This window comes from Nodularia spumigena CCY9414, from assembly GCF_000340565.2.
Taxonomy (GTDB): Bacteria; Cyanobacteriota; Cyanobacteriia; order Cyanobacteriales; family Nostocaceae; genus Nodularia; species Nodularia spumigena.
In genome coordinates this window covers 5,404,548-5,423,865 of record NZ_CP007203.1, presented here as the reverse complement: position 1 = coordinate 5,423,865, position 19,318 = coordinate 5,404,548, and the positions used below count along the sequence as shown (strand labels likewise).

The 19,318-nt window shown below is 42.3% G+C and carries 15 protein-coding genes; 5 read left to right on the top strand and 10 right to left on the bottom strand.

Features of this window, described 5'->3' with window-relative positions:
• Nucleotides 1-546: 546 nt before the first annotated feature.
• Nucleotides 547-1,272, bottom strand: a complete 726-nt coding sequence (locus tag NSP_RS23440; RefSeq protein WP_006196029.1) for a hypothetical protein — start codon at nt 1,270-1,272, stop codon at nt 547-549.
• A gap of 179 nt (nt 1,273-1,451) precedes the next feature.
• On the opposite strand from NSP_RS23440, the gene NSP_RS23435 reads away from it, so the two are divergent.
• Complete coding sequence (locus NSP_RS23435; protein WP_006196030.1) at nt 1,452-3,062, top strand: DUF1565 domain-containing protein; 1,611 nt, start codon at nt 1,452-1,454, stop codon at nt 3,060-3,062.
• A gap of 380 nt (nt 3,063-3,442) precedes the next feature.
• On the opposite strand, the gene NSP_RS23430 is transcribed toward NSP_RS23435, so the two are convergent.
• From NSP_RS23430 to NSP_RS27305, 6 genes are all read right to left on the bottom strand, one after another.
• Nucleotides 3,443-3,964 (bottom strand): fatty acid desaturase family protein, encoded by a 522-nt coding sequence (locus NSP_RS23430; protein WP_017804472.1) that lies wholly within the window; start codon nt 3,962-3,964, stop codon nt 3,443-3,445.
• 227 nt (nt 3,965-4,191) lie between these two features.
• On the bottom strand, nt 4,192-4,890 hold the full coding sequence (locus tag NSP_RS23425; protein WP_006196032.1) for a hypothetical protein: 699 nt from the start codon (nt 4,888-4,890) through the stop codon (nt 4,192-4,194).
• 143 nt (nt 4,891-5,033) lie between these two features.
• Nucleotides 5,034-7,112 carry an S-layer homology domain-containing protein gene (locus tag NSP_RS23420; RefSeq protein ID WP_006196033.1) on the bottom strand — a complete coding sequence of 693 codons (2,079 nt, stop codon included), beginning with the start codon at nt 7,110-7,112 and terminating at the stop codon, nt 5,034-5,036.
• A 455-nt stretch (nt 7,113-7,567) separates the two neighbouring features.
• Entirely contained in the window at nt 7,568-9,043 is a 1,476-nt protein-coding gene (gatB, locus tag NSP_RS23415; protein WP_042202079.1) for an Asp-tRNA(Asn)/Glu-tRNA(Gln) amidotransferase subunit GatB, read from the bottom strand.
• A 526-nt stretch (nt 9,044-9,569) separates the two neighbouring features.
• Nucleotides 9,570-10,877 (bottom strand): SUMF1/EgtB/PvdO family nonheme iron enzyme, encoded by a 1,308-nt coding sequence (locus NSP_RS23410; protein ID WP_071839363.1) that lies wholly within the window; start codon nt 10,875-10,877, stop codon nt 9,570-9,572.
• A gap of 856 nt (nt 10,878-11,733) precedes the next feature.
• A complete protein-coding gene (locus NSP_RS27305) occupies nt 11,734-11,862 on the bottom strand; it encodes a hypothetical protein (protein WP_017804471.1) in 129 nt (42 codons plus the stop codon).
• Between NSP_RS27305 and NSP_RS23400 the strand changes: the two genes are divergently transcribed.
• Nucleotides 11,849-12,385 carry a nucleotidyltransferase family protein gene (locus tag NSP_RS23400; RefSeq protein WP_017804470.1) on the top strand — a complete coding sequence of 179 codons (537 nt, stop codon included), beginning with the start codon at nt 11,849-11,851 and terminating at the stop codon, nt 12,383-12,385. The genes NSP_RS27305 and NSP_RS23400 overlap by 14 nt on opposite strands.
• A 354-nt stretch (nt 12,386-12,739) precedes the next feature.
• Here NSP_RS23400 and NSP_RS23395 read toward each other — a convergent pair whose 3' ends face one another.
• Nucleotides 12,740-14,890, bottom strand: a complete 2,151-nt coding sequence (locus tag NSP_RS23395; RefSeq protein ID WP_006196038.1) for a tetratricopeptide repeat protein — start codon at nt 14,888-14,890, stop codon at nt 12,740-12,742.
• Between the two features lie 246 nt (nt 14,891-15,136).
• Here NSP_RS23395 and infC point away from each other — a divergent pair, with 246 nt between their 5' ends.
• Nucleotides 15,137-15,628: a translation initiation factor IF-3 gene (infC, locus tag NSP_RS23385; RefSeq protein WP_081450148.1), complete on the top strand. Its 492-nt coding sequence runs from the start codon at nt 15,137-15,139 to the stop codon at nt 15,626-15,628.
• Between the two features lie 347 nt (nt 15,629-15,975).
• Here the strand turns inward: infC and NSP_RS23380 are convergent, their stop codons facing one another.
• Nucleotides 15,976-16,263 carry a hypothetical protein gene (locus NSP_RS23380; RefSeq protein WP_006196041.1) on the bottom strand — a complete coding sequence of 96 codons (288 nt, stop codon included), beginning with the start codon at nt 16,261-16,263 and terminating at the stop codon, nt 15,976-15,978.
• Nucleotides 16,264-16,565: 302 nt separating this feature from the next.
• On the opposite strand from NSP_RS23380, the gene NSP_RS23375 reads away from it, so the two are divergent.
• Complete coding sequence (locus NSP_RS23375; protein ID WP_006196042.1) at nt 16,566-16,886, top strand: RNA recognition motif domain-containing protein; 321 nt, start codon at nt 16,566-16,568, stop codon at nt 16,884-16,886.
• 30 nt (nt 16,887-16,916) lie between these two features.
• On the opposite strand, the gene NSP_RS23370 is transcribed toward NSP_RS23375, so the two are convergent.
• Nucleotides 16,917-17,147: a hypothetical protein gene (locus tag NSP_RS23370; RefSeq protein WP_006196043.1), complete on the bottom strand. Its 231-nt coding sequence runs from the start codon at nt 17,145-17,147 to the stop codon at nt 16,917-16,919.
• A gap of 55 nt (nt 17,148-17,202) precedes the next feature.
• Here NSP_RS23370 and NSP_RS23365 point away from each other — a divergent pair, with 55 nt between their 5' ends.
• On the top strand, nt 17,203-19,272 hold the full coding sequence (locus NSP_RS23365; RefSeq protein ID WP_006196044.1) for an FAD-dependent oxidoreductase: 2,070 nt from the start codon (nt 17,203-17,205) through the stop codon (nt 19,270-19,272).
• Nucleotides 19,273-19,318 lie beyond the last annotated feature (46 nt).

Genomic DNA, 19,318 nt, shown 5'->3' with positions numbered 1-19,318 from the left:
CACAGATGAACACAGATATATCCAGGACTTACCCAAAAACCTTCTCAAACCCTTATTCCTCTGTGTCCTCTGCGTCTGGTGTGGTTCGTTATTCCGTAATTTGTGCGTAAGTCCTAATATAGTTAGGACTTACGCAATAACTCTCTGCAACCCTCTTTCCTTCGTGTCCTTCTCCCTTGGCGCTAGCCTCTCCCTTTGGGAGAAGGGGAGAGGCTAGCGCCAACGCGTTCTTTGTGGTTCGTTTTTTCATGATTTTGCGTAAGTCCTGATAGTAATCCGCTTTGATTTTTGATAGCTTGCGTGGCGTAGCCATACTTACTTGCGTAGGTGGTCCGTGGTCCGTGGTCCGTAGTCCGTGGGAAACAGCTTTTTGAGTTGTAAGCGCAAACCGCAGGCTACGCCAACAGAGATCAAATAGGAGTCCTATATCTTTATCTGATTCTGCTGTATGTAAGAACTTACCTTAATAGCTAATAAGATTTCTGTCTTTGTTTGATGATAATTTGTTTAAGGGGCTAACAACACTATTTTTGACTATGTTTCCTCTTAAATAGCTAATAGCAGAATTGCATAGCTGATTGTACCAAAAGCAAATGACCAAAAGCAACTTTCTCTCTCTTCTGGTAGTTCTTCTTTCAGGACGTTGAGTACAATACCTCCGGCTAAAAAAGCAAATAAAACCGCAACAAAGGCTTGGTTAATTTCTGTAACTATGCCAATTAGCCAGCCGATAATTACTGCTATTGCTAACAGCCATCGTCCAATTTTATCATAGTTTTTTTTGTAATTTTTACGCAAACCATTATCGTTGACTATAAAATGTAGCGACATAGCAAAAGAAAATAATAATAAACTCTTGATACCTGGTTCTTCTCTGTGTACTAGCAAGTAGCCAATTAAGAGGTTATAAATCGCAAAAGAAGCAATATGTAGCCAAAAAATATATAAATAACTTACATCTGCATTTCCTATTTTTTGTTGACGTTGACGCGATGTTTTGGCTAATCGTTCCAAGCCATAAAAAATTGTTAAACCTAAAAGTGCTACCAAATAAACATGATGCTCTAAAAAACTAACTCCTATATTTACACCGTTTTGGAGTGTTACTTGTGCTTGACTCAGTTCTGGCAAAATGTGGATAAACACATAAGCCACAGATACCCCACTCCCAAAGGAGAACCAACGACTATGTGGAGTCTTTTGGAAGCATCTTAGTTTACCTGCAAATAAATGTATAGAGGCTAAGGCGATCGCAAAAATTCCAGTGTTCATGCTTTTTTATCCTATGAGTCACTACACCCTACAAATGAGGGATTTTTTTCATGGGAACTTTCTCAGAGCAGAAACCCGAAATAATAAATTGAGTCTAAGATATATAATTCTCGACATTCTAGTGTCTTAGAGGATAAAACTTGATTGTTAGGACTTATCACAAGTGGATTTATCCCATTATGTATTCTGAATATCGTCAAGCACAGAACCTGCAATTAAAGCTAAATAACCAGGATAACAGATCAAATTCTTCCCTGGAATTAGTCTGTCCTTTAGTTTCCTCCATTTTATCTTTCACCCTTGGCTTAGGAGTGACAAGCATAACCCTACTGGGTATCAACCCTGGAAAGGTCTTGGCTCAAATTCCATCTACAGCAAATCAGATAGCCCAGGGGGAAAGCACAAGGTCTGAAATTAAAATGTTATTTGTCAATCCCAGTGCGGGAAATAACTCATCGGGTAATGGTAGTGAAAGCGCTCCTTTACAGACGATTACTCAAGCTTTGAAAGTCGCCTCGGACAATACAATGATTATGCTCTCCCCTGGTACTTATAGCGCTGAGACTGGAGAGGTTTTTCCCCTCAAACTCAAACGGGGTGTTGCTGTTCAAGGCGATCCTCTGAGCAAAGGACAGGGAATTACAATTAAAGGCGGTGGGAGATTCCTCAGTCGCAGCTTTGGCGGTCAAAATGTGACTATCGTGGGCGCAGATGAAGCTGAGTTACGTGGGGTAACGGTCACAAATCCCCATACCCGTGGTTTTGGTGTGTGGATTGAATCGAGCAATCCCTTGATTGCAAACAATACGTTTATCGGCAACACTCAGGATGGGATTTCCCTAACTGGTAACAGTGCGCCGAGAATTAGGCAGAATTACTTTCATCGTAATGGGGCGAATGGTATGACCATTGGCGGTGATTCCCAACCGGAAGTGCGGGAAAATGTCTTTGAGCAAACAGGATTTGGCATAAATATTACTCAAAATGCTGCTCCTGTAATATCCCTGAATCAAATTCAAAACAACCGCGCTGGAATTGTAGTACAAGCCAATGCGCGCCCGATTTTACGCAATAATTTAATTCAAGGCAATAGTGAGGATGGTTTAGTGGCGATCGCTCAAGCTATCCCTAATTTAGGTACTATTGCTGAACCAGGTGGTAACGAATTTCGCAATAATGCTCGCCATGACATTAATGCTAGTGCTAGTAAGCAGACGATTCCTGCTGCTGGTAATAAGCTGTCCCAAAATCGCATTGCTGGTCAGGTAGATTTCAACGCTCAAACAGCACCGGGCCCTAACAAACCTCAGCCTAATACTGTAGCAAGTCGCATCAGCGAGGCAATACCGGAGAATGGAGAAATTATTTTTTCTGCCCCCAGTCAGCCCCAGCAGGCGAATCAGTCACAGGTCAATTATGTGAACATTGACCCCAATATTGTGGAATTTACAGCCCCCCAGTCACCTTCTCCAGGGCAATTACCGACCACATCAGCCGCACCTCCTTTTGGGGGATCACCTCTGTTACCAATTCCCAATGGCAATACTCGCCCAACTCAGACCACTGCATATACCAATCAAGCGGGTGTACGTTATCGCGTCATAGTCAATGCTGCAACTGATAGGGAACGAGACATTGTGCGAAATTTGGCACCGGGTGCATTTCCGACTATGCGGCAGGGTCGTAGAGTCATGCAAGTGGGAGTTTTTAGCGATCGCAGTAATGCCGATGAAATAGTACAAGTTCTCAATAGTAACGGTTTAAAAACTATAATTGAGCCGTTAAAATAAAATACACCAATTTCACCCCCAACCCCTCTGCTTACCTTCCCATAGCTTCTCCCCTTCTCCCAAAGGTAGCTACGGTATACACACAAGTCGGAAAATTTCACCCACATTGGCTTGAATTCTGGTAAGGCGCATAATGATTTTCTTGTGGAACAGGCATCTTGCCTGTTCTGGGGGGACTAGTACCGCAAGGCGGAAGTCAAAAGTCAAAAGTCAAAAGTCAAAAAGCTTATAAAATGGGCTTTTCAGGGATTTTGAATGGTCTGTTTATTTACGCCGTCTTGTACTAGAAACCCACCCCACTACAAAAAAGGATTTGAAGTAATTTAATCATTTGTGTGTATCAGTAAACCAAAGGGAGAAGGAGAGGGAAATTTTTGACGTTAAACCTTCACTTTTTGGTTAAGGGGACAAGGTATAGTGACTTTTCCTGCCCAATCTGTCAAAGTATTTTCATCTTTGTAATGCCGAGGACTTTTCATCAACAAGCGCCAGGCTTCTGGTGCATCTAATAAATTATATTTCTCAGCATAATCAGTTTCTAACAACTTTCTAACCATGAGATAATAATCAGAGTTCATGCCTGGAAAAAGGTGATGTTCTGTATGGTGGGAGAAATTAAAATGTAACAGGTCAAATATTTTATAAACCCGTAAAGATGTAGAATTTACCAGTGGATCATTAACATCGGTCATCGGACAAAGCAGATGATTCGTATAAATATAGAACATCAAGGCTGCATTGCCCATTGCTATCGGTAAAAAGTAGCTTAATATGAGTTTTAGGGGGTGAAATTCTAGATAGGCTAAGATAGTTAGATGAATTATTGACATGAGAAATAATTCCCCTGCGATCGCTCGCCGATCTTTGGCACTAACTGTAAATGCTGCCGGAACATAATCCACTGATTTATTATTAAAAAATAGTACCGATGTCAGATTGCGAAAATTATCGTCCTCCCCATGCCAACGTCAGTTGGGTGGGGAGTGGGGAGTGGGGAGTGGGGAGTGGGAAACAGCTTAGTTAAAAATATGGCAACCTCAAGGTTGAAGAATGTTTAAACCTTTGCTTAGGGTTATCCAAACTTGAATTTATGAATATAAGTATCGAGTTCTTCCTGGGCATAGAAGCGTTATCGCTTGTCGTCCGACATCGCTTTAAGTTTTGACGTAAATGAATCAGAGTGATCGCTGGTTGCGGGAGTAAATTGCCCAATGGGTGGATGATTCGCAGATGGTGGTAGTAGTTTTTTTGGCTCGTGAGGTTTTGGTAAGGGGGAATTTCCCTGAAGACGGTTTTGTGAGTTTACCCTAGTCTGAGTACCAGTTGCAGCAGTGCTAAGAGTGGAAGATGCTAATATGTTTTGTCCGGATTTCTCCTCTTTTTCTGCATTCATCGGTTGTAGGGTTGCTGTTTGAGTTTGCCTATACCGATTACCCACCATAGCAGGTAAGGGATTGGCTGTAACTGGTTGATGAATCAATGGGGACTCAGATGGAATTTTTGGCTTGAGAGGAGGTAGAACTGGTGTATCCACTTCCGTTAAGCTTTCGGGAAATTTGCTACAAATCAGGCGTTCAAATTCCATATTGAAATGATAAATAACCTGCCCCCGTCGCTGCCAAAATACTAATATTTGCTGCACCGAAATTCCTTTATAACGACCTTGATATAGGGCTTCCACGACTGCTAAGTGCAACCATTTTACTGGGTATTCAGTTTGCCAACGGTTCATTAGCTCATTGGCAGTGTAGCCATTGAGGTCAAAACTATAGTGAGTTAATAGAGCGATCGCCAATTCGGCAGAGGATTGTGAGGCTGTTGTTAACATGGGACTATTGGCTTCAGACGAGGGGTATAAATTGTCTACCCATCGCTTATAGCCTAGCGTGTTTTTAGCTATAGGATTGATTACCAAGAATTTCCAGGCTGATAAACAGTGTATTTCATTTTACTTGGTCAACTGCCCACTGTCTAAACAATATAGGTGGAATTAATTCTTGAGGCTCGCTGAATAGCAACTAATGCTTGATAAACCATTGCGGCTACTTCGGCACGTGTTGCTTCCCGCGTCGGCACAAGTTGTTTAGGGTTGGGGTAATTGACCACAATTCTTTGCTGTGTAGCAGTTACAACTGCTTGACGAGCATAATTAGGAATTGTCTGACTATCAGTATAAGTGAGTAAGGCATTGTTATCAGCTGTTGGTAGGGTAAGTCCATTCACTAAGGAGAGTATTACCTGTATTCGTTGCACATTTTCAGCCGGGCGAAAGGTGCGGTCGTTAAATCCACTGATAAAGCCACCTCTACTGGCAATTTGTAAAGCTTCATCAGCCCAAAAATCTGGGGATATGTCTGTAAAATTAAATGGGGGGCGTTTGGGTGCAGGATTAAAAGCCACTGCGACTAAAGCCGCATATTCGGCGCGAGTCATGAGTTTATCTGGCCGGTAGCTACCATCAGCAAAACCATGAGTTAAATTCATGCTAGCTAACCCCCGAATAAAGGGTTCTGCCCAGTGTCCGCTAATATCGGTAAATCCGGGGATATTGACATCGGGGCTGACAATATAGGGTGATGCGATCGCCTTTTCTTGACTCTTGGCTACCAAGGCTTGATAAATTAATGTTGCCACTTCACCACGAGTTATATCTCGCAGAGGTTCTAGTTGTTCGGTTTGGGGATAGTTAACCACCAGTAACGATTGGGTGGCAATTGCTACAGCATTCGTGGCATAACTGGGAATTTGAGTGCGATCGCGGTACACGTTTAACACCTGGGGATTGCCGCCTGTGAGTTTTAAGCCATTAACTATTGATACTATAGCCTGTACTTTTGTCAAGTTTTGACCGGGGCGAAATGTCCTATCGGGAAACCCACTGATAAAACCCATTTCAGCCGTTTGGGAAATCGCTGATGCTGCCCAAAAACTGGAATTTACATCCGTAAATTTACTACCTAAATTTCTTATTTGTAACTTAAAAGTTTTGGCAATGATGGCTGCATACTGAGCGCGATTTATCGGGGAATCTGGGGCAAAAGTGCCATCGGGAAAGCCACTAATCGCCCCTCTTTGCACCAATGCTTCCACAAAATCTGCTGTCCAATGTCCAGCTAAGTCAGAAAAAATACTGCTGCTACCTGAGATGCTGCGCGGATGATCTTCTAGGACAGCAATAAAATCTACCCTTCCCTTGACTTGGGTAGGATTCAACTGATTACCTGCGGAAACTAGCGGCTGTGGTGTATTATTATGTAAATCGTATAGATTATTATTCAGAAAAATATTACCAGCCGCGTCTTGGTTATTACCTAAATCAGGAATAGCGTCACCATTGACTAACATCCCGCCTTGAGTATTTTTGGTAATCCGATTATGACGCAGTACAGGTCTAGCATTGCGAGAAAGAGCGATCGCCGAACGGTTATCAGATATTGTATTATTTGCTATTAATGGCGCAGCATAATCGCTGATAGCAATACCCAAAGAGTTTTTTTGAAACACATTTCGCAACACTTCTCCCTTGCTATGACGCGCCATCATCAAGCCACTGGCGGAATTTTGCCTAAACACATTATCCACAATGGCGGGTTTAGCATTCCCAGTCACAAATATACCTTCTCGTCCACAATTAACAAAAGTATTATTAGCCACATTTGTTGCAGCCGATTCAATCCAGATACCAGTACCTTTAGGCACGGGGTTAGTCACCGTCACACCTAAGAGACTAGCATTACCTTGCAACAGTAATGTCATACTTTGTCTACCAAAACTGGGAGTTTCATACTCACCACTCCCAGAAATCACAATTTCAGCACCTTTATTCGCTTCGTTACCGATGACTGTCACTCCCCCAGAAATAACTATGGGAAACACCTCACCATTAGCTACACTATAAGTCCCGGATGTCAACTGAATAATTACGGCTGTTTTAGTAGCTTTTAAGGCACGGGTGAGACTTTTAAACGGACTCGACCGAGAACCAATATTGGTATCATTCCCCTGGACAGGATTGACATAGATTGTGGCAAAGAGGGTAGAATTGACCATTAATTGTTAGACGCAATTGTTTAAGTTCTCACAGTCATGAATAATAACTTATACCAATTTTTTATCCCCTTGCACTTAAACAAATTTATCTGTGTTCATCTGTGTGCATCTGTGTTAACTAATTCTTCTCCCCAGGGGAGACGCGAACGCGTACCTACTCAAAAGAGAACTGCATTAACTCCCCTCTCCTTCTTATCTGTGTTCATCTGTGTGCATCTGTGGTTAACTAATTCTTCTCCCCTCTCCTTACTAAGGAGAGGGGTTGGGGGTGAGGTTTTCTGTATTCGATTAAATCCGCATGATTAAAAAAATAAGGAGAGCTACTTATGCGGCTCTCCAGATCATTAGGGTTCTACTACACACAGAATAGCTCTTTAGGTGTGAGGGGTGTAACCTCTTTTTCCGCGTTCTTTGTAAAGATATGATGAAGAATTACTTAAAAAAGCGATAAACACCTAAGAATTTAGTTTTTTCTCGACTAATTCATTAGTCAACTGAGGATCAGCTCGTTTGTCAGTTTTCTTCAAAACCTGTCCCACAAAGAAGCCTTTCAGCTTTGTATTACCGTTGCGATACTTTTCTAGTTCTTTGGGGTTAGCGGCGATCGCCTCATCAATGATCGGTTCTAGTACACTAGGATCAGTGATTAACTCTTGACCTGCAAAAGCTTTCTCCGGGGAAACACCATCAAGTAAATCTGGTAGCTTTTGTTTAGCTTGGGCATTGCTAATTTTACCAGATTCAATTAGAGTAATTACCTCAGCTAAATTGGCGGGAGTTAAAGCAATTTCGGTAATACTGAGCTTTTGCTTATTCAGGTAGGCGGCGATATCTTGAGTAATCCAGTTAGCAGCAGCTTTGGCATTTGCACCAGATTTAATTGCACTTTCAAAATAATCAGCCACAGTGCGGTCTTCTGTCAACACCCGTGCATCATAAACCGAAAGCCCCAAATCACTTTCATAATGATGACGTTTGTAGGCGGGTAATTCGGGAAGTTCGCTGCGCCATGCTTCTAATTGCGTGTTAGATACCTCAATGGGAGTTAAATCTGGTTCAGGGAAATAGCGGTAATCACTAGAACCTTCCTTCACCCGCATACTACTTGTGCGTTGAGCGCCTTCTTCCCACAGGCGAGTTTCTTGGATAATGGGTTCACCCGCTTCAATAGCCGCAATTTGGCGTTCAATTTCGTAATCAATCGCCCGTTGAATGGCGTTGAACGAGTTCATATTTTTAATTTCTACCTTCACGCCAAACTTTTCTCGCCCCACTGGACGCACCGAGATATTGACATCACAGCGTAGAGAACCTTCTTGCATATTGCCATCACTGACACCGAGATAACGCACAATTCTGCGGATTTCTTGAGCATATTCCGCAGCTTCTTCACCAGAACGCAAGTCAGGTTCCGAGACAATTTCCACTAATGGCACACCTGCACGATTGTAGTCTACCAGAGAATAGCTAGATCCAGATAGGCGATCGCTCCCCGCGTGTACCAATTTTCCCGCATCTTCCTCCATGTGCAAACGAGTCACACCAATGCGTTTACGAATTGGGTTCCCTTCAGCATCTACCATTTCGATTTCTAACCAACCATGTTCAGCAATAGGGAGGTCATATTGAGAAATTTGGTAATTTTTAGGCAGGTCAGGATAAAAATACTGTTTACGGTCAAATTTGCTATATTTAGCGATTTGGCAATTCAAAGCCAAGCCGGTTTTCACAGCATATTCCAGGACTTTTTCATTCAGTACAGGTAAAACCCCAGGTAAACCCATACACACAGGGTCAATGTTAGTATTAGGGTCAGCACCGAAAGCTGTAGAGCTATTGGAGAAAATCTTGGTATTGGTACTCAGTTGACAATGGGTTTCTAGACCAATAATCGCTTCGTACTCAGTTTTTACAGTCGTAGCAGCAGTCATACTATTATTGCTATTCATACTATTATTAGTTTAGCCGTCTGTCTTCGCCAGGAGAGGGGAGATTTTCAGCTAAATTATTTCTTGGGGTAATTCACCAAAAAATGCTGGAATATAAGTTACAGCAGTTTTCATGTATTTAGACCACACTCTTAATTCCTCTGGTGCGCCTTTGCGCCTCTGCGTGTTAGCGTAGCGGGGCGTAGCCCGACATAAAAATGTGGTTCATTTAGCTGAAAATCGCTGTAAGGTAAAAGAGTTGGGCAACTGTTCGGCTTTGACACCTACCAAGCTACCCAACTCAGTTTTATTTATTGAATATTTGAGGAATTTTGCTGTTAGGTTTACAAAATAGATTTTATCTGCTATCTTAGATATTAAGAGTATATTCTGCTGAAAAAATAATTTGATCGCTCCGTTTCACTACGCTAGGAAAGGGCAAAGAGGAACAAGAGCAGAGGGCTAGAGTGCAAAGGGCTAAAGAGTCCTCGCGGCGGAAACTACAACCCGAAAACCGATGAGGACGAGCCTATTGACCGGGTCGTACGCGAGACGCAGAACGGCAAAGCCTCGGATTGCTGCCCCAGGAACCACCGCGCAGCAGCCGAAACTTTTGATTATCATTATCAATCCAAGCGCTACCATCCCTTGGCGCAACTTTATAGTTACTGTGCCAGGTATCTAAACACCATTCCCACAGGTTTCCGTGCATATCATACAAGCCAAAGGCATTAGGAGGAAAGCTGCCTACAGGCGTTGTTTTTTGCCGATACTGTCCTTTCAGGCTATTACCATAAGTGGAGTTACCATCATAGTTAGCCACTTCACTTGTAATTATATCACCAAAATGAAAAGGTGTATAGGTGCCGGCACGACAAGCATATTCCCATTCTGCCTCACTGGGTAGTCGATAATCACGACCTGTTTTTTGAGACAGTCTTTTGCAAAACTCAACTGCATCATACCACGAAATACTCTCTACAGGAAGATTGTCATCTCCTTTAAAATGAGATGGTCGAGTCTCTAGTTTTCTATTAATTTGTGGAAAAGATGCAGCTACTCTTGCCCATTGTGGTTGAGTAACGAGGAATCTTCCCATATAAAAGGATGGAACTGTTACTTGGTGTTCGGGACGTTCATCATCGCTACTTCGTTCCTCTTTTTTGGAAGCACCCATCGTAAAAGTATCACCAGGAATCTTAACCATTTCTAGGCTTACACCACCACCTAAATCTTCTGTGAAGCCTTGATCTTCTTGTTGTGTAGGTTTTGAGGGAGTTGGATAAGTAACATGATGCTGAACACGTGGCAAACGTCTCAGCTTACCAAGGTCTGGTTTTTCATTTGCAGGTTGATTAGTTAAGTGGCGATAAAGGTTTTCATAGCCTTCATCATTGTGAGCAAAATAATGAGTAGTTCCTTGCAAAGGAGTAGGGATATCCTCAAATTTACCTGATTCGAGTAATATAGGGATAAACTTCCGATTTAATGTACCTTTATTGTAAAAGTTTTGACATATCAGATTTCCTTCCCATCGCACACCATTTCCTCGTCCTGGTTCTTCTTTACCCTCGTAACGAAGTTTATAGATTTTTGTACATATTACTAAAACAAAATCAGCTTGCTCAATTTGTCTTTCCATCCACCGCGGCCAGCCTTGGAAAGGCGCTAATTCATATTGGTCAAGATTGCTGTCAATTCCCCATTCACATAGCTTATCCGATAATGCTAATACCCTTTGTTTATGTTCAGTCGAGTCCCAACTATAGCTTATAAAGACCTTTGGCGGAGTCTGATTTGACCGAAAAACGAGACGCAAGCCCCTGACTTTAGGCATGGGGAGAAGGCGGTAAGAACTTTTAAGTTCCGTCAAACGATTGCGTGGCTTTAGCCACAGTGTTAAAATAGATTAGCGAGAAAACAAGTAGGAATAACCTTCAGCGCATTGAAGTATCCTAGTACGGAGCAATCCCGGCAACGGACATATCCGACTCGATTCGGAATAGTTAAAGGGCGAATAATGGCAGGATATGGAGCGTTCATCTTTAAAATATGAAGGACTCAGAAAGTATGCGCGAATGAGAGCAAAAGCTCTTTGAGTGAGTAGAGGGATACTTGAATGTCCCGTTGTCGCCTTTTTCAGGTAGGCAAGAATCCCCTGGCTTTAGACGTGGGGAGGTTCAAATATTTTTAAATAGGTAAAGATAAACCAAGTAGGGTGTGTTGTCGGGCAGCGCAACGCACCACCAACAATTCTATATCTTTCAATCTGTTTTAAGTGTGTACTTAGCATAGCATTGTTCTACATATAGGAATCCGGTTTGATTTATGAAAAAATTAAGTATAGTAGGGTGCGTTAGGATGAAATCCGGAACGCACCAAAACCTTAATAATGGTGCGTTACGCTGCGCTAACACACCCTACGTGTTTGTTCAATAATCAAATAGTAGTCCTATAGCTATAAATAGAGATACGGCTAAAATATTAAAATTTATAAGTTTTTAATTACTTCGTAAAAATAAAAATATCTTTGAATTTTGATGATCATCGAGAAATGAATAAAAAATCATATCCCCGACTTCTTCAATAAGTCGGGTATCTAAGTTGTGGTATTTTAATTCTTATTGTACATCATTTACCTAATTCCCAGAGCAGTATTAGCCTCGGAAATTAAACGGACTTGAGATTATGACTTAACCTAATTCTCTCTGATGACCGTTTCTGTCACGTTTGAGACTTTCTTCTAAAGCTTGAATCTGTTCCCGACGGGCTTCCAATTCGGTAATATGAATACCGCGCACCAAGTCAATGAATAGCAACACTCCCTTACAGATAATTTTAGCTGCTACACCTGTGGGTATTGTATTACCTGCCATCGCTCAACTAAATCTACCTAACTGGTGGTTAGCCGGGGGTGCAGTGCGAAATACAGTGTGGTGTGCAGTATTTGGTCAAAAATGTCGTTTATTTATCAAAGACTTCGATATTGCCTTTTTTGATGAATCAGGAAACCGTTCCCAGGAACTAGCAGCAAAGGCACAATTAACCGCACAATTTCCCAATTATCAGTTTGATGTCAAAAATCAAGCTAGTTTTGCCCGTTGGCGTTCTGGGCGCACATCCTACACCAGTACAGAAAATGGTATTCAAGATTGGTTACACACCGCTACAGCTGTAGGAGTTCGACTAAATGCACAAGGGGAATGGGAATTTTTCACTCCCTACGGCTTAGAAGACTTGTTTACTGGAATTATTCGACCGACACCAGCACATATCAACAACCCCGACGCTAAAAATAAAGCATCTGAGTTTCTTTCCAAATGTCCTTATTTACGATTACCATAAACTCAGCATTTGCTCCCCTCTCCTTATTAAGGAGAGGGGCTGGGGGTGAGGTTCCATATTCTCTAATTTACGATTACCATAAACTCAGCATTCACTCCCCTCTCCTTACCTTCGCGTAGCGTCTCCCTTTGGGAGAAGGAGAGGGGCTGGGGGTGAGGTTCCATATTCTCTAATTTACGATTACCATAAACTCAGCATTCACTCCCCTCTCCTTAATAAGGAGAGGGGCTGGGGGTGAGGTTCCATATTCTCTAATTTACGATTACCATAAACTCAGCATTCACTCCCCTCTCCTTACCTTCGCGTAGCGTCTCCCTTTGGGAGAAGGAGAGGGGCCGGGGGTGAGGTTCCATCTTATTTAGATATCAGTTCCCTAAAGCTTTTATCATCAGCAATTTCATCAAAATCAATGTCAAAAGCCGCATCTTCTTGATATCTGGGATTCAATTCAATTGCTTGTTGAAGATTTGCCAAAGCTAATTTCAATTGTCTTTGCAGCGCATAACAAGCTGCTTTATCGTAATACGCACTAGCATAGTTAGGATTAATTTCTAATGCTTTGTCAAAACTAGCGATCGCCTCATCATCTTCTCCTAATCTTACCAAAGCATAACCACGTTTATCCCAGACTTTCGCAGAATTGGGATTAATATCAATGGCTTTGTCAAAACTAGCGATCGCATCCTCATATCTTTCCAATTCTATCAAAGCCAGACCACGATTCAACCAAGCCACTGGATCATCAGGTTTAACTTGAGTCGCTTTATCAAAAGAATCGAAAGCTTTTTGCTGTTGTCCTAGTTTACCAAAAGCCACACCGCGATCGCACCAAGCCTCGTGATAATCCGGTTTAATTTCAATAGCCTTTTCATAGGATGCGATCGCATCTTTGTAGCGTTGCAATCTTCCCAGAGTTAAACCATGTTTTAACCAAGCCACATGATTATCAGGATCATCTGCCACTACTTTATCATAAAGTGCGATCGCCTCATCATATTTTCTTTGAGCAAATAACTCATCTCCCTCTTGGAGAGCATCATTCACTAACACTTCTGACTGTGGCTGAACTTCCTGTATTTCTGACTTTTCCGCAACAGATGACGGCTGAGTATTCACCAACTCCTGCAAAATTATATTCTTGCGTTCTTGAGCGTCCAACTGCAACTCAGAAAGTTGAGAGACAAAATCCGTCTCTAACTTTTCCAGCTTTTCCAGAATCAGCAGCTTTTGTTCTTGAGCATTTAATTGTAATTCTGAAAATTGAGCCGTAAACTCAGAACCTGATGCTTCTAAATTCGTAATAATTTGCTCTTTGCGGTTTTGAGCGTCCACCCGTAATTCCGATAATTGTTCAGCAAAATCTGACTGTAATTTTTTTAAACATTCCATTATAGCATCTTTTCGTTGCTGAGTCTCAGACTGCAATTCAGCCACTTGAGCTTTAAATAAATTCTCTAACTCCCCTAAACTTTCCAGAGTTTTATCTTTCTCTTGTTGTGCATCTAACTGCAAACCGCCTAAACTCTCAAAAATGCTATCTTTTTGTTGCTGAATCTCAGACTGTAATTGTGATACTTCTGATTTAAAGAACTTTTCTAATTCTCTAACATTGCCTATTATCTCATGCTTTTCTTTTTCAGCATCCACCTGTAAACTTGAGAAACTTTCAACAGTCTTATCCTTATGTTCCTGAGTTTCCGACTTTAAGCTAGAAACATAGGAAATAAATTCATTCCGAGATTTTTCTAAATCTTCCAGAGTTCTATTCTTTTCCTGTGCAGCTTCTAACTGCAACTCATCTAGTTTATTAGTAATATCAGATTGTAACCTTTCTAAACTTTCTATTGTTCTATCTTTTGTTTCTTCTGCTGACAATTGCAATTGAGATAGTTGGGTAACAAATTCCGACTCTAAACTTTCTTGAATATTTTGAATTTTTCTTTCTAAACCTGCCAAAATATTATCTCTTGACTGCAACAATTCAGAAGTCAAATTAGCTAAATTGTCTTGCTCTCTTTTGATATTTGCTTGCAGAGTCGCAACTTCGTTTTCTAATTCTCGATTTATCTTTTTCGATTCTTGAATCAGATTTTCTGCATCTTGCTTAACAATAGTTAACTGATTTTGTAAATTTTCCACACCCTGTAGCTGCGCCATAGCTCTATGAACAATTTCACGAATTGCCACTTTCCGCAACAACCAGAATAAAGCAATCACCGCCACCGGAAACAGACTCAATATCACCAACCACACATTGAACAAAACAGTCGTGTTATTCAAAGGTTGCGCCCCAACCGGTGGAACTTGCTCTGGAGTCGGCTGTTGTGGTTGCAACTGAGCCAATTTTGCCGGCTGCTGTTCAGATATTACCGGAGCAGTATTCAGTTCTGTGGAAACGGATGGCCTGGGTTGTCCACTAGCCATACCAGCAGACAGCAGCAAGGGCGAAAAGACAACAGCGCTTTTCAACACTAAAGTGAGGATAACTTGATTTTTGCGCTTCATAAGAACCATCCTGATTCTTGGGTCAGTTTTTGAAGTGGCTTGCCTATCTCCAATCTATACCAGAATTCAATTCTGACCGAATACTTCGCCGACTGCAAGCCCCTACAATCATTTATCGGGGTAAGCCCTTCGGGTTTCACCCCCCAAAAAAAATCATATTTCATGCCAAATGATAGAATAAGGATAGTTATGATTGTGTTACCTTGGTATTGCTTGCAAACCAAAGTATTGAATTAAGAGGAAACCATTATCGTAGTCAAAAAACAACTAATCAACTCCCAAATTAAGTCAAATCAAGTCTACTTGATTGACCATGAGAATAATAACCGTGGTCTAGTTGACACAGCCGAGGCTCTAGAGCTAGCAGAAAGTCTAGAACTTGACCTGGTTGTAGTATCTGAAAGCAAAGACACGCCAGTTGCAAAGATTATCAACTATGGCAAGCTTCAGTATCAAAAGAAAAAACGTCAGACCCAGAGTGCTAGACCAACCGTCAAAGAAGTTCGATTCCGTCCAAACGTGGGTATAGCAGACTACAATTTACGTATTGAGCAAGCGACACAATGGCTGAGTAAAGGCGATTCAGTGAAGTTTGCAATTCGTTTGCGAGGTCGTGAACATCAACATCGCGAGCAAGCTGGAGAAATGCTAGACCGCATTGTCGCTGCTCTGAGTGAAGTAGGCAAAGTTCAGTCCCTAGATAAACGCTCACTGATTGTTCAAGTCATTCCTGCTTAAATTAATCTTTCAGGGATATCTTTAAGAAGACTTCGCCTATTGAAAACAAATGCTTTCAACCAGAAATGAGGTTCAATCGCCAAATCGCCAGAACCCTGATTGGTTGAAGCTTGTATAAAGACAAAGTAAAAAAGCAAAGAAGGCGCAAGTAAGCTTACCCCCGGCTGAAGCACGGGGGATTTCGCGCGGGTGAGCAGAATCGTTGGTTTTCAGTAGCCCTGAAAAATAGCGGTTGGGTTCAGTGTTCACGTTCGGCGACACTACCCTCGAACCTCTGAAATAGCTTACACGCGCCTTTGTCCCAATCAGACTCCTCTACTAGCTAAGTTACTGCCTTCCGTAAAATCTTACGCTTGAGGCTCATCAGAGATGGGTTCAGACTCGCTTTCAGGTTCAGTTTTGACATTAACTGGAGGTTTAACTGGTTTTGGACCACGCGCCAGGGCAGGATTACCTCTTTGAATATTATCATCTTTAAAAGATGATTTTTTGCCAGTGTTAGACGAACGATTAACAACTGGTTTCAAGCTTTTAGTCTGAGATTCCACAGGGGGCATAGAATCCGAATTTTCGGAACTGTTACCAGTAGCTGCTTGAGACTGACGTTCCGATTTTTTGATTGGGCGTTCTACCATTGTTAATTTTTATAACGTTATTCGTATATTACATCGCTTTGGTGAGAACTTACGAGAAGTGCGCTGCTAAGTCTCACAAGACTTATAAGAAGTACCAAACACAGACCCAACTTAAGAAGTTAATCATATTTTAACTATCTACTATATACAGATAGTGAGCTTGTGTGTAATCTTAAGAATATTAGGATTTATTCGGTGACAGTATTTGTTTTGAGTATTGACAGGTATTCCCTTTTGGTATCTACAAATTTAATTCTCCGAAATTTAAATCTATACTCAGTAACAATTTTGGAGACAATCCGATGTCGATTTACGTAGGCAACCTTTCTTACGAGGTTACAGAAGCAGATCTCAGTGGAGTATTTGCTGAATATGGCACTGTTAAGCGGGTTCAAGTACCTACTGACCGTGAAACAGGCCGGATGCGTGGTTTTGCTTTCGTTGAAATGGAGACAGAAGCAGAAGAAGCTGCTGCCATTGAAGCTCTTGATGGTGCTGAATGGATGGGTCGTGGACTCAAAGTAAATAAGGCTAAACCCAAGGAAGATAGAGGTTCCTTTGGTGGTGGTAACAGAGGAGGAGGATACGGCGGTGGTGGTGGTGGTGGACGTAACCGCTACTAAACTTCACCACGAAAAATTTCCTTTAGAGAATTACCAAAAATAAATTAACCAATATTTGTAGGGTGCGTTACGGCATTGAGTCTCAGGGTTTTGCCTGTGTAGTCGTGACTGACCGTCACCCGGTGCAACCTCTGAGCCTACAGATTGGGTATTTTGTGTAATTCCCTGAGCATACAGAAAAGTCAGATTCAGATATGAATCTGGCTTTTTTTGCTGAACTATGGCTGCTGAAGTGTCCGTTGCTAAACTTGTAGTCAACATTTGCCAGATGCTACCGTCTACAAATCGAGATAGGAGTAAAAGGGTTTCTCTAACTATGAAGCGTAGACACAAAGTAGCTTACAGCTTGACATCACTGGTCAGTGTCAGCTTAATATCTAACTTGATTGCACCACAGTCTGCCATTGTTGCAGCACCACCGAGAAACCCAGACAAAACCGTAAATTGTGAGATATTAGTTGTGGGTGGTGGACTTTCAGGCGTAGCTACAGCTTACGAGGGTTTACTAGCGGGACGCACAGTTTGTCTCACAGAAATTACAGATTGGTTGGGAGGACAAATTTCTTCTCAGGGAACATCTGCATTAGATGAACGCCCCACCCAGCGCAGTCGCCAATTTTATTCTCGTGGCTACTTGGAATTGCGAAATCGCATTGAACGCAAATACGGTAAACTTAACCCTGGGGATTGCTGGGTAAGTGACTCTTGCTTTCTGCCTCGTGATGCTCATACCGTCATGGCTCAGATGCTCAAAGATGCTGAAAGAAAGGGTAGAGGCAAGTTAGAATGGTTCCCCAATACGGTAGTTAAGGATTTAGAAATTAGCCCATCTACAGTTGATGGTGGTGGAAAATTAATTAATAGTGCGAACCGACAGGTCAGCGCAGCTATCGCAATTCAACATCAACCAGCAAAAGGCGCACCACCTCATAACACCTTTACTTTATCTCAAACCATAGAAGATGCTTATCGCTACGAAAACTCATCTCGGTTCACCAAAAATATTATTCGCCTAGTTCCCCAAAAAAGCCAAGGGAACGCCCCAAAATGGTACGTTGTCGATGCTAGCGAAACCGGAGAAATTATCGCCCTTGCTGACGTTCCCTACCGCTTAGGTATTGACCCTCGTTCCCACCTCGAACCTTCTTCTTCCAGCGCCCAAAACGATCCTTATTGTACCCAAGGATTTACTTACACTTTTGCAATGGAGGCTACAAAGGGACCACAACCCCAGAAAATGCCGCCATTTTATTTACAGTATTCTCCATATTTTAGTTATGAATTACAGCGACTGGCAAACTTTGACTTAGTTTTCACCTATCGCCGCATCTGGAGTCCACAACAGGGAGAGCCTGTAACCTTTCGTGGTGTGAGGTTTTCTACTCCCACACCAGGGGACATTTCCATGCAAAACTGGACTTGGGGTAACGACTATCGCCCCGGAACCGCCCAAGATAACCTAGTTTACACGCGCCAACAGTTACAAGCTGCTGGACAGTTGCAACCAGGGGGATGGCTGGGGGGACTACGCACAGAAACCCTCCAAAGAGGTGAGGAAAACGCCCTTGCTTATTATTACTGGCTAGTAGCTGGAACTACAGATTCTCAACTAGGTGAAGGTGTTAAACAGCAACACCCAAATAATCGCTTTATATCCGGCTTAAATTCCCCAATGGGAACAGCGCATGGCTTATCGAAATATCCATATATGCGCGAAGGACGGCGGATTATTGGCCGTCCCAGTTGGGGACAACCTGGAGGGTTTACGATTTGGGAAACTGATATTTCTCGCCGCGACTACAACGATGAGTATTATCGCAAAATGCTGCCGGCGGCTATGTACCGGAGATTACAAGGAACCCTTGCAGGCTTAGAAGCAGTATCAGTAATTATAGGTAAAAAGCCACCCGAACAAGTAATGCGGCGGACTCGTTCGACTATTTTTCCCGATGCTGTAGGTATTGGTCACTATGCCATAGACTTCCATCCTTGCATGGAGAAAAGCCCTCCAGAAGCTGCTGGTAATAGAGAACGTCCCGGAGAAAGGCGCGGTGCTGGTCAAGCTTATCCCTTCCAAATTGCCCTCAGAGCCATGATTCCCCAAAAAATCGATAATTTGATTGTAGGGGGTAAAAGTATCGCTACCAGTCACATTGCGGCAGCAGCCTATCGGGTACACTCATTTGAATGGTCGGCTGGCGCTGCTGCGGGAACTACTGCGGCTTTCTCTTTAAAAAATCAAGTTGCACCTTATCAATTGGTAAAGGATTTACCGAGACCATCTCCACAATTACAAGCTCTCAAACGTCTGTTGCAGCAAAATGGCAACCCGACGGCTTTCCCTGATACTTCCATTTTTAACGAAAACTGGGAGAATTGGCGTTAGGGTCAAACAATTTTAGATTTTGGATTTTGGTAATTCAATTAGTAGG